Genomic DNA, 11397 nt, shown 5'->3' with positions numbered 1-11397 from the left:
GATACTGATATGGCTAAGGAAATGGTTGCCCTGTCGAAGAACAACATCCTGCTGCAGGCTTCGCAGTCGATGCTGTCGCAGGCTAACCAGTCTCCACAAGGCGTACTGTCCCTGCTCCGTTAATTTTAGCAGCAAGAAAACCCCGCATATGCGGGGTTTTTTTATTTTATATTTGGATTCCATAAAAATTCACGCGATAATTCCGATATATAAAGTAACAACATCGGAGCAGACTAACGACAGCCGCATTTACAGGAAAGAGGGGGAAGCATGGATTCGAACATATCCGGCGGTATGGGGTCAGTACCTTCGACGCCCCAACCGACCTACACAAGTCGAGAACATACATCCAAGCCGGCAGAGGATGTTCCGGCATCAGCTACAACGATTCCCAAGCTTCACCAAAGTCACGAACAAACGATACAGGAACTGAAAAAAGCAATCAATGCAATTCAAGGGCCGCAGAAGTCACTAGAAATATCGGTTCATGAGAAGACCAATGCGATCATGATTAAAGTAATGAATAAAGAAACAGGCGATATCATCCGTGAAATTCCTTCCGAAAAAATTTTGGATGTTGTAGCAAAAATGATGGAATTTACAGGGATCATTGTCGATAAAAAGGTATAACAAGGAGGCTTCCCATGGTTACAAGAATTTCAGGCATGGCGTCCGGCATGGACATCGATTCACTGGTCAAGTCGCTCGTCACTGCTAGAAAAGGTCCACTCGACAAGTTGAATCAGCAAAAGCAGATTCTTGAGTGGCAGCGTGAAGATTATCGGAAGATCAGCACAAAGATTGTAACTTTCATGCAGGATAAGCTGAGTGAATTGGCCAAGAGTGCTACACTTAATGCTCAAAAAACTACGATGACAGGGAATACTTCCGTTTTGACTGCAACAGCTTCTTCTACAGCAAGTGGAACATTCGACATTAAGGTGAACCAACTTGCAACTGCTACGCAAGCTGCTTCTTCTTTCGCTTCGAAGGCAGCTACATCAGGCGATCCTTCTATCGGCAGCTTGGGACTTACGGATAATACAATTACCATAAACGGAAAAACGATCACGGTAACAGACCCAGCCAATACGAAAGTTAGTGACCTTGTAACTCTTATCAATAATGATGCAAGTGCTGGGGTTACGGCCTTGTACGATAGTGTAAACGGCAGACTCTCATTGACAAACAAAGAGACCGGTGCAAAAGAGATGACTTTAACGGGAGGCTTGGCCGATGCGTTTGGCCTTACCAGTCGGACCGCCCCTGCTGATTTAGGGAAAAATGCGTCCATCGAAGTGAACGGATTGACAATGACCGACACAAAAAATCAAATGAATATAAACGGACTCACTTTGAATTTAACGGCTGTCACGCCTACCGGTGGAGCAAGCACCAGGGTAGAAGTATCCAAGGATACTGAAAAAGCCGTAAAGGCTGTGCAGGACTTTGTGGACGCCTATAATGACGTCCTCTCGACAGTGAACTCCGCTTTGAACTCTGAACGTTACAAAAAATATACACCGTTGAGCAGTGAGCAAAAAAAAGAGATGACCGACGACGAGATTGAGCTGTGGGAAAGCAAAGCCAAAAGTGGCCTGCTTAAAAATGACAGCATTCTCCAACGTACAGTTAGCGATATGCGCTCCGCCATGCTGCAGGGCGTTAAACTTGAAGGAAGTACTACGCCGCTGACCATGATGGATTTAGGGATTACCACAGGTACCTACGATACCAAAGGCAAGCTTATCCTCGATAAAGATAAGCTGACAACAGCGCTCGATGCAAATCCAGATATTCTCACTCAGTTTTTGGGAACAAATTATTCGAATTCTACTTTGAGTAACACCTACACGGAAACCGATGGAATTCTCGCGAAAATGAGGAAGATTTCGAATACGTCTCTTTCAAGTATGTATGAAAAAGCTGGTACCTCCAAGGTCAGCAGCGACCTGACCTCTTCGTTTCTTAATACAAGTCTCATGGGTCAGCAGTTGAATACAATGGAGCGCCAAATTACGGATTGGAACAGTCGATTGACTCGAATTGAAACCAATTATTATAAACAGTTTACTGCTATGGAAACAGCCATCAATAGGTATAACAGCACAATGTCAAGTCTCTCGTCGATGTAAATAAAGGAGGATATTAATCTTGATCTACTCACCTTATCAGAAATATCAGCAGACTCAAGCACAAACCGCGTCCAAGCCGAAACTTCTGATTATGCTGTATGATGGGGCCATTCGATTTGTGAAAGCAGGGATCGATGGGATTTCTGAAAAAAATTACGAAGCGGCCAACAACAATCTCTGTAAGGCGCAGGCTATCGTGCATGAACTCGTCTCCTCGTTGAACTTTGATTATGCAATTGCAGACGAGCTGGTCCGTCTCTATGAATACATGCTCCGTCGTCTGATCGAAGCAAACGTAAAAAAGGATGCTGCCCCAGCAGAAGAAGTACTGGAACATCTGAGTGATTTGCGCGAAGCATGGGTAGAAGCAAGTAAAATATCCGGTATGGCTGGTAACGCTTAATGGCGGAATTGGAGGGGAAACAGCTGCTGGACAAGCTTCAATTCATTACGGAAGATGCGATTTCACGGCTGGAAACGATGGATAGTGAGGCGCTTGAAGCGCTGGCCGCTCAGCGGCAGGCGTTAGTAACAGCAATTGAACCTTATCGTCACAGTATTAACGAGGTTGATCGCGAACAGATTGCCTATATCTTGAAGTTCGATGCATTGATTCTTGCAAGAATGAATTCTCTTAAGAATGAAGCCGCTGAATGGATGCAGAAGCAGGGCACAATTCGTACTCAACAGTCAGCATACCAACACGGGTATGCCATGAATAGTATGTTCATCGACCACCGCAAATAATAAAAATCCCCCTTTAAAAAACCGGAACCTGGTTTTTTAAAGGGGGATTTTTTTTTCAATGTTCACTCATACTGAAAAAAATCCGATATAGTAGTTATAGAAAATACCAACGGAAGAATGGTGGTTAAGCTTTGACTCATTTCAAAGAAAATCTTGCGGTTATTCAACAGAGATTTCCTAATATTGTGAATAGAATTGTAGAAATTGAAGAAGACTCTTTGAATGCTTCTTCTTTGCCTGAGGAGCCGTTAAAAAAAGATGAAGCTTGGCTTGAAGCGGTTAAAGGATCCGTTGGGGACATAAAAGTCGTATTTGTATACGGATTTAGCCAGGGAGTTGCCCTGGCTGATTTGTTAGAGACGTATCCAGACCGATTTTTCATAGTGTATGAGCCTGACGAAGTCGTGTTCCGAAACTCAATGCACACCTATGATATGAGAGAGCTATTGGCTTGGCCTCAACTGCTCTGGGTGGCGGTAGGCGAGAGTCAGTTGAAAATGCTGTTTTATAAAATTTGCACCTACATGGATCAGGAGTTGGCATTTGTCGCTCTACGTCACCATTTGGAGGAACGCCTCGATCTGCTGCAGGAAATCAAGCATGATTTTGAAGAATACCATAGAACTTTTCTGTCAAATCGAAGAACAGAGAAGCACTTTCAGAAGACTTGGATAGAAAACAGTTTGAAACAGTTGTCGGGGATGCTGACTTCTCCTTCGATCACGGAGTTGGCGGGAGTCTATAGCGGATCGACCGCAGTTATTATCGCATCAGGCCCCTCTTTGGAAAAAGATATAGAATGGGTAAGGAAGTTCCAAAATCATGCTTTGATTATTTCTGCCGGTTCCAGTATCCAGGCTCTTATTAAACATAACATTGTTCCTCATCTTGCTACAATCATGGATGGAGGGTCGATTAATGCTAAAGTATTTGAAAATCCAAAAACTTTGGCGCCTCCACTTTTGTATGGGTCGACTGCATATCATGGCGTTTCTGACCAAAAGAAGAGCGAAACCATTCATGCAATTATTCAAAACGATAACATAGGCAAGTACTGTATGGGGATGAGCGAACAAGACCCAACAATTCTGCCAACTCCAACCGTAACGGGAACGGCTATTCAAGCTGCTGCTTGGCTAGGAGCATCCCGCATTGTAATGATGGGTCAGGACCTATCATTTCAGGAAGGTAAGTTTTATGCAAATGGTGTAGAACACTCGGATGAGAAATATAGTGAACAAGTTGTAAAGCAGGCCCAGCACACTGTCCATAATGTTGATGGCGGTCTAAATCAGACTACAGAATCCTTTTTATATATGAAAGATGGTCTGGAGAGCTTGATTTCAATGCTTCCCAATATTGAATTCGTAAATGCTACTCGCGGTGGTGCGGTTATAGAGGGTACTATATGGAAACCCGCAGAAGACGTTTATAAACAAATCAAGCATCAAAGCATAGAAAATGATTCGATTTGTAAGTTGCTTGCGAGAGTGGAGTTTCCACAACTCAAGGAAAAAGTTACATTTGTTAAGTCAAGAGTCGAACATTTACTTTTAGATTTTGCATCTATAAATGAAGAGCTGGGCGTTATGCAAAAACAGATAGATAAACTACAGATTCAGAGCCGTTCAAATGCTTCAAAAGCATGGAAAACAATGGAGTCTATTGAAATGATTTGGGGGAAAATTGCAGAGCGAGAATGGTTTTCTTCCGTCTTCGAGACATTACTTTCGGATCAGCTAGGTGATTTTGATCGCATTCTTCCCGAGATTGCAATTGAGAAGGATATACGAAAAAAATCGGACTTGGTTTATAGATATTTAGGTGGGCTTGGAAAGGACATTCAAGGAGAAGTTCCATTCATTCAAAAACTCCTTTCAGAATCTTTAGAGAAAATGGCAGAGATCAAAGTATAAAGGGTGGACAAGCATGAATAACGAGCTCTATCGAGATAAAAAGATTCTGATTATTGGCGGAACAGGAACGATTGGGCAGAATCTGACGCGGCGTTTATTAAAAGAACACCCTCAGGTCATTCGCATTTTTAGTAGAGATGAGCATAAGCAGTATGAAATGAACTTAGAGTTCCAAAGTGAAGCTAATCGATTACGCTTTTTGATCGGCGATGTTAGAGACCAACAGCGGCTTGAACGAGCTATGGAAGACATTGATTACGTATTTCACCTGGCGGCAATGAAGCATGTGCCTTCCTGTGAGTATAATCCGTTCGAGGCTGTTCAGACGAATGTAATCGGCACTCAGAACGTGATTCAGGCAGCCATTGCGAACGGCGTAAAGAAAGTGTTGTTCACGAGTACGGACAAAGCTATTTCACCGACGAATACGTATGGAGCAACGAAGCTCACTGCCGAACGACTGATCTCTGCGGCTGAATACCAAAAGGGATCAAAAGAAACAATCTTCTCTTCCGTAAGATTCGGCAATGTGATGGGCTCAAGAGGTTCCGTAATTCCGTTGTTCAAGAAGCAGATTCTCGAAGATGGACGTATCACCGTAACTGATCCTGATATGCTGCGCTATATGATGACGCCTTCACAGGCTATTGAACTGATCCTAGAAGCTAATTCCATTGCTCTCGGTGGCGAAGTGTTTGTGCTGAAGATGCCGGTTATTCGGATCGGCGATCTGGCTGAAGTATTGATTGGACTGGTCACTGACAAATATGAGATTCAAAAAGAAGTGAAGGTCCATTCCATCGGACTTAGACCGGGAGAGAAGATGTATGAAGAGTTGATGACTCACGATGAACATCTGCTTGCGCGGGAAAGAGAAGATATGTTTATTATTCCGGCAGTATTCAAGAAAACGGAACAGTTCAAATCTGCTCAATCTATCAATCCGCTCGAGATGCATCCGATCGAAAAGAGCTTGATCAAAGCATGGATCAAAAATGAACAATTAATATAAATATAACTATATAGTCGTACGATAGTCGTACGGTTTAGTTGAATCAAAAAAATACGTCTGTTGAAATTACCGAATGAAGTAAATAGATTACAGAAGGAAATGGGAAGGTGGCTAACGAGTGAAAATTGTTGTCATTATCCAAGCCAGAATGGGCTCAACTCGTTTACCAAAGAAAGTTATGAAAATGTTAATGGATAAAACAGTGCTTGGTCATGTTATTACGCGTTGCTTGGCTATTCAGTCTATCGACGAGGTGATCGTAGCGACCTCGGATTTTGAAGAAGATGACGCTATTTGTATTGAGGCCGAGAAATATGGTGTTGCCTGTTACCGGGGAAGTCAGCAGAATGTATTAAGTCGGTATTACGGCGCAGCGAGAAAAGCTCAGGCAGATTATATTGTGCGAATCACATCGGATTGTCCGTTACTCGATCCGAAAATATCAGATAAAGTAATTAAGGACTTTTTAGCTAATGAATGTGATTACTCCAGCAGTGGTTTGAGCGGAACATTTCCCAGAGGGTTGGACACGGAAGTGTTCAGTTTTTCGGCATTGGAAAAGGCCTATAATGAAGCAAGTATTGAATACGAGCGGGAGCATGTGACGCCTTACATTTATCAACATCCAGAGCTGTTCAATTTCCGCATTTATTCTAATAATCAGGATGATTCCCGTTATAGGTTGACACTCGATACAGAGGAAGACTGGGAAGTTATTCGTAAAGTATATGAAGTTCTGTATAGAGGCGAGATTTTCTACTGGGAGGACATGCGTGATATGTTAGTCGAACATCCCGAATGGGCACTTATAAATGCAGAGGTCAAACAAAAGCAGCTCGGCGAGTAAGAGACAGAGCGAGGAGTATAAAAAAAGAGATGACACATGTACTAGTTACAAGTATTTCAAAAAAGGTTCCCATGCTAAAGGCAGTAAGGGCAGCTATAGAGAAAACAGGTTGCCCATCTCTTTTGTATGGTTCGGATTTATCGGAGGATTGTATTGGGAAATACTTTGTGGACCGCTTTTGGAAGTCACCGCTTCTATCAGAAATGCCGCCAAGCGACTTAGTTGACTATTGTAAGCATGAAGGTATCTCAGTGATTTTTCCCAGCCGTGATGGGGAGTTACCTTACTTTGCAAAGGTTCGGGAATATTTTATGGAAAACGGTATTTCCATCATGGTGTCAGAGTTGAGTTCTATAAATAATTGCTTTGATAAATTTCTATTTTATGAAAAGCTTTCGAACAAGGGAATCTCAGTGATCCCTACCTCACTTCATGCAGAACATGGATGGAAAGACTGGGTAGTGAAGGAACGTTATGGAGCGGGTTCTGCCAATATTGGATTAGGTTTAGATCGAGAGCAGGCAATTCAACATGCAGCTAACATGTCTGCTCCTATTTTTCAGCCGATGATTCGAGGGGATGAATATAGTGTTGATGTCTATGTGGTTGCCGATGGGTCTATAAAGGGAGCATTAGTCCGAAGACGGAACAAGATTGTTCAAGGCGAATCTCAGATTACATCGACAGAAACATATCCTCTACTGGAACAATTGTGTATAGAAGCGGCGCAGTTTTTGAAATTGAGAGGTCATGTCATTTTTCAAGCATTTGTAGACAAAGATGGTCATGCTCATCTAATTGAATGTAATTGTCGTTTTGGAGGGGCTTCTACTTTAAGTATAGCGATGGGGCTCGATAGCTTCTTCTGGTTTATTATTGAATCTATGGGAGGTTCCCTATCTCCATTTCCTTTTCAACGTTCGACCAAGGAGAAGAAAATGATTCGTTATCCGGAGGATTTGATTCTATGAAGGTATTTATATTTGACCTGGACGATACGCTCTATGACGAAATACAGTTTGTGAAAAGTGGATTTCATGCTGTGGCGACTCACTTGTCGGAAAGACATAGGATCGATACTGAAGAAGCTTATTCTTTTATGCTTAATGTGCTTGAGCATGAAGGACGTGGAAGTGTATTCAACAGAGTGCTGGAATACTACGGACATTTTTCTAAAAAAAATGTGCAGAAGTGTTTATCTGTTTACAGGTTGCACCGACCGAACTTAAAACTATCGGATGACGCCATACAAGTCTTAGAGCGTTTAAAGGGTCATCCTGTTTATATTGTGACCGATGGAAACAAGTTGGTACAGCGAAACAAAATTTATGCGCTGGGTTTGAACGAGCAGGTTAAAAAAGTTTACATTACTTATCGCTATGGGCGTATACATTCAAAGCCTTCACCGTACTGCTTTTTGAAAATAGCAGAAGCTGAAAAGGTTCCTTGTTCAGAAATGGTTTATGTGGGGGATAATGCTAACAAAGACTTTGTAGGTATCAAACCACTAGGCATACGAACGATTCAAATTCGTCAAGGTGCATTTTATCATTTACCATTCGCAGATACTCATCAAGCTGAAGTTTCTATAGATCGTTTAACTGAAATATTTGAGGTTATTAAAAGTTGGGAGAGTTAATTCGCAATGAAAAATATAGTTTTTCGCGTTAGTGCTTCTCCCCAAGTAGGCATAGGTCACTTTATGCGGTGTCTCACATTGGCACGTATGTTGAGTGCTCTTAAAGTACGTATTCATTTTATTTGCAATAAAGATTTGTCTAAAAAATTCGTGGGGATTCTGCAAGAAGAAGGTTTTTCGTTGAGTTTATCGGGGCTTGCTGCAGAGAGCGTTTTTCACATTGAACAGGATGCTGATTTAGTGATAAGCACTCTGAAAGGCCAACGTCCTGAGTGGCTCGTAATTGATCACTATGGAATTGACGCGAATTGGGAGAGAAAGCTTCGCCCTTACGTTGGAAAAATTTTAGTCATCGACGACTTGGCTAATCGGCCGCACGATTGCGATATATTACTTGACCAAAATCTATATCCTCATTTGGAACTGCGCTATAAAGGTCTTATTGCAAGTGAAACTCGAACATTGCTTGGACCTTCTTATGTATTGCTTCGTCCTGAATTTTATAAACAGAATGAATCTCAAGTTAGAAGCACCATTAAAAAAGTCATCGTAAACTTTGGTGGAAGCGATCCTACTGGTGAAACCGTTAAGTTATTAGAGGCATTAAAGTTTGGCACTGACGCGTTAAAGGGTACATGTTTTAATATTGTAGCAGGTCCTTCCAATTCACGACGGGAAGAGATTCGTCTAATGTGCGAAAAAGTGGAAAATGCGTTCTACTACGAGCAAATAGCGTTGGAGGAATTGCTGGGCGACACAGATCTCGCAATAGGTGCTGGAGGGATTTCGATGTGGGAACGATGCTTCATGGGAGTTCCAGCTGGAGTCATCATAGTTGCTGAAAACCAGGTAGAAGCGGTTGCCGAAGCAGAGAGTCAAGGTCTGATTTGGAATCTTGGTCGGAGTGAAGAAGTTTCGAAAGAGAGTCTTTTAGAATTTCTATGCGATCGGTTACAACATCCAGAAAAAAATGTTCAGATGAGTCACAAGTGTCTGCAATTCATGCATGAGCTTCGTGAACAGAAAGAACATCCTGTTGTTACCATAATAAGGGAGGAATTATAATTGGAATTTCAAATTGGAGATCGTTGGATTGGACGCAATCACAAACCATTTATTATTGCTGAAATGTCTGGTAATCACAACCAGTCATTGGAGCGAGCTTTGCAAATCGTTGAAGCAGCTGCAGCAGCCGGGGCAGATGCTCTTAAGCTGCAGACTTATACGGCGGATACTATGACGCTTGATATCCACGAGGGCGATTTTTTTATTGAAGATCCCACCAGTCTTTGGAAAGGGAATTCGCTTTATAATCTTTATAAGGAAGCCTATACTCCATGGGAGTGGCATAAGCCGATTTTTGAACGTGCGACAGAGTTAGGCATGTTGGCATTCAGTACGCCGTTCGATGAGACAGCCGTGGATTTTCTGGAAAGTCTTAATGTGCCAGCGTATAAAATTGCGTCATTCGAAAACACAGATATCCAGCTGATTCGCAAAGTTGCGGCTACAGGAAAACCGTTGATTATATCAACAGGAATGGCCTCATTAGCTGAACTTGATGAATCAGTTCGTGCGGCACGCGAAGCGGGTTGCGAGAAGTTGGTGCTGCTTAAATGCACAAGTACTTACCCGGCTACGCCAGAGAACACGAATATTTCCACATTGCCGCATATGGAAGAATTGTTCAACTGCAGTGTAGGAATGTCTGACCATACTATGGGAGTAGGTGTTTCGGTTGCCGCAGTAGCACTGGGAGCTACAGTAATCGAGAAGCATTTCACACTTCGTCGTGCAGACGGAGGCGTTGATTCGGCGTTCTCGCTTGAACCGGAGGAACTTAAGGCACTCGTATTAGAAACAGAGCGCGCTTGGCTATCATTGGGCCGTGTTATGTACGGAGCTACGGAGCGTGAGCGTGAATCGCTTAAGCATCGTCGTTCATTATATATTTCAAAGGATTTAAAAAAGGGTGAAGTATTGACTCGTGAGAATATCAGGGCAATACGTCCAGGGATGGGACTGCCTACTAAATATCTGGATGAGCTGCTTGGACGTCAAGTCTCGCAGGACGTGGCCAAGGGCACTCCCCTAACTTGGGAGGTTATTTGAAATGATGAAAAAAATTCTACTTACTGGCGGAGCAGGTTTCATTGGTCGCTGGGTTGCTAAAAGGTTGCTGAATGAAGGGCACCAAGTATGGATTTTAGATGATTTATCAAATGGACGTGAAAGCAATATAGCTGAGTTTCAGGGACTCACCAATCTGCAGGCCTTTATCCAAGGAACGATTCTTGACGAGAAACTTTTGGCAGACTTATTTAAAGAACATCGTTTTGATATTTGTTATCATCTTGGTGCTTCCATTAATGTTCAGGATTCAATCGACGACCCTCGAACAACGTTCAATAATGATACTATTGGAACTTTCTACATCCTTGAACAATGCAAGGTGTATGGTACGAAGGTTGTCTTCATGAGTACGTGTATGGTTTACGATCAATGCAGCGATGAGGCTGGAATCGATGAGCGACATCCGACTAAGCCTGCTTCGCCTTATGCGGGTGCAAAGATCGGAGCGGAAAATATGGTGCTGTCTTATTATCATGCGTATGGTCTGCCTACTGTTGTAATTCGGCCCTTTAATACGTATGGTCCTTTTCAAAAAACCGGAGGAGAAGGCGGCGTCGTAGCTATTTTTATAAAAAATGATTTAGATGGCAAACCATTAAACATTTACGGCGAAGGTACACAAACACGCGATCTACTTTATGTAGAAGATTGCGCGCGTTTCGTAGTCGCCAGTGGTTTTTCTAACGAAGTAAACGGAGAAATTATTAATGCAGGTTTAGGTCAAGATATTTCTGTAAATGATTTGGCTATGCTTATTGCAAAAGATAGCAGTCAAATCAAACATGTTGAGCATATTCATCCACAAAGTGAGATTCAAAAATTGCTTTGTAACTTTTCGAAAGCCAAACAGTTGCTCAAATGGGAACCGGAAATCTCCTTGGAAGAAGGAGTAAAACGTACTCGTGAATGGATTGAAAAAGGTGGGCTTTCTTGACCTCTCTTAAACTAGATCACGAAAGGAGTAAGAA

The 11397-nt window shown here is 42.4% G+C and carries 13 protein-coding genes; all 13 read left to right on the top strand.

The genetic code is table 11. From position 1 onward, the window contains the following. Nucleotides 1–123: flagellin (locus F456_RS24025; protein WP_280513571.1), on the top strand; the 123-nt coding region annotated here is incomplete at its 5' end. A gap of 147 nt (nt 124–270) precedes the next feature. Then, nucleotides 271–630 (top strand): flagellar protein FlaG, encoded by a 360-nt coding sequence (locus F456_RS0114535; protein WP_018977777.1) that lies wholly within the window; start codon nt 271–273, stop codon nt 628–630. A gap of 14 nt (nt 631–644) precedes the next feature. After that, nucleotides 645–2135, top strand: a complete 1491-nt coding sequence (gene fliD / locus F456_RS0114530) for a flagellar filament capping protein FliD (protein WP_018977776.1) — start codon at nt 645–647, stop codon at nt 2133–2135. Nucleotides 2136–2154: 19 nt separating this feature from the next. Then, nucleotides 2155–2538, top strand: coding sequence for a flagellar export chaperone FliS (gene fliS / locus F456_RS0114525; RefSeq protein WP_018977775.1), 384 nt, complete (start codon nt 2155–2157; stop codon nt 2536–2538). Further along, a complete protein-coding gene (locus tag F456_RS0114520) occupies nt 2538–2882 on the top strand; it encodes a hypothetical protein (RefSeq protein ID WP_018977774.1) in 345 nt (114 codons plus the stop codon). Before fliS ends, F456_RS0114520 begins: the two co-directional genes overlap by 1 nt. 131 nt (nt 2883–3013) lie before the next feature. After that, nucleotides 3014–4798 carry a motility associated factor glycosyltransferase family protein gene (locus F456_RS0114515; RefSeq protein WP_018977773.1) on the top strand — a complete coding sequence of 595 codons (1785 nt, stop codon included), beginning with the start codon at nt 3014–3016 and terminating at the stop codon, nt 4796–4798. A gap of 13 nt (nt 4799–4811) precedes the next feature. Next, nucleotides 4812–5810 (top strand): UDP-N-acetylglucosamine 4,6-dehydratase family protein, encoded by a 999-nt coding sequence (locus F456_RS0114510; protein WP_018977772.1) that lies wholly within the window; start codon nt 4812–4814, stop codon nt 5808–5810. A 118-nt stretch (nt 5811–5928) separates the two neighbouring features. After that, complete coding sequence (locus F456_RS0114505) at nt 5929–6657, top strand: cytidylyltransferase domain-containing protein (protein WP_018977771.1); 729 nt, start codon at nt 5929–5931, stop codon at nt 6655–6657. A 29-nt stretch (nt 6658–6686) separates the two neighbouring features. Next, nucleotides 6687–7628: an ATP-grasp domain-containing protein gene (locus F456_RS0114500; RefSeq protein WP_018977770.1), complete on the top strand. Its 942-nt coding sequence runs from the start codon at nt 6687–6689 to the stop codon at nt 7626–7628. Beyond that, entirely contained in the window at nt 7625–8296 is a 672-nt protein-coding gene (locus F456_RS0114495; protein WP_018977769.1) for an HAD family hydrolase, read from the top strand. Before F456_RS0114500 ends, F456_RS0114495 begins: the two co-directional genes overlap by 4 nt. A 6-nt stretch (nt 8297–8302) precedes the next feature. Then, complete coding sequence (gene pseG, locus F456_RS0114490) at nt 8303–9361, top strand: UDP-2,4-diacetamido-2,4,6-trideoxy-beta-L-altropyranose hydrolase (RefSeq protein WP_018977768.1); 1059 nt, start codon at nt 8303–8305, stop codon at nt 9359–9361. Next, on the top strand, nt 9362–10408 hold the full coding sequence (gene pseI / locus F456_RS0114485; RefSeq protein ID WP_018977767.1) for a pseudaminic acid synthase: 1047 nt from the start codon (nt 9362–9364) through the stop codon (nt 10406–10408). It abuts the gene before it with no gap. 1 nt (nt 10409) lies between these two features. After that, nucleotides 10410–11363, top strand: coding sequence for a dTDP-glucose 4,6-dehydratase (locus F456_RS0114480; protein WP_018977766.1), 954 nt, complete (start codon nt 10410–10412; stop codon nt 11361–11363). The last annotated feature ends 34 nt before the right edge of the window (nt 11364–11397 follow it).

This window comes from Saccharibacillus kuerlensis DSM 22868 (assembly GCF_000378145.1).
GTDB classification, from domain to species: domain Bacteria; phylum Bacillota; class Bacilli; order Paenibacillales; family Paenibacillaceae; genus Saccharibacillus; species Saccharibacillus kuerlensis.
This window is presented reverse-complemented; position numbering and strand designations above follow the sequence as displayed.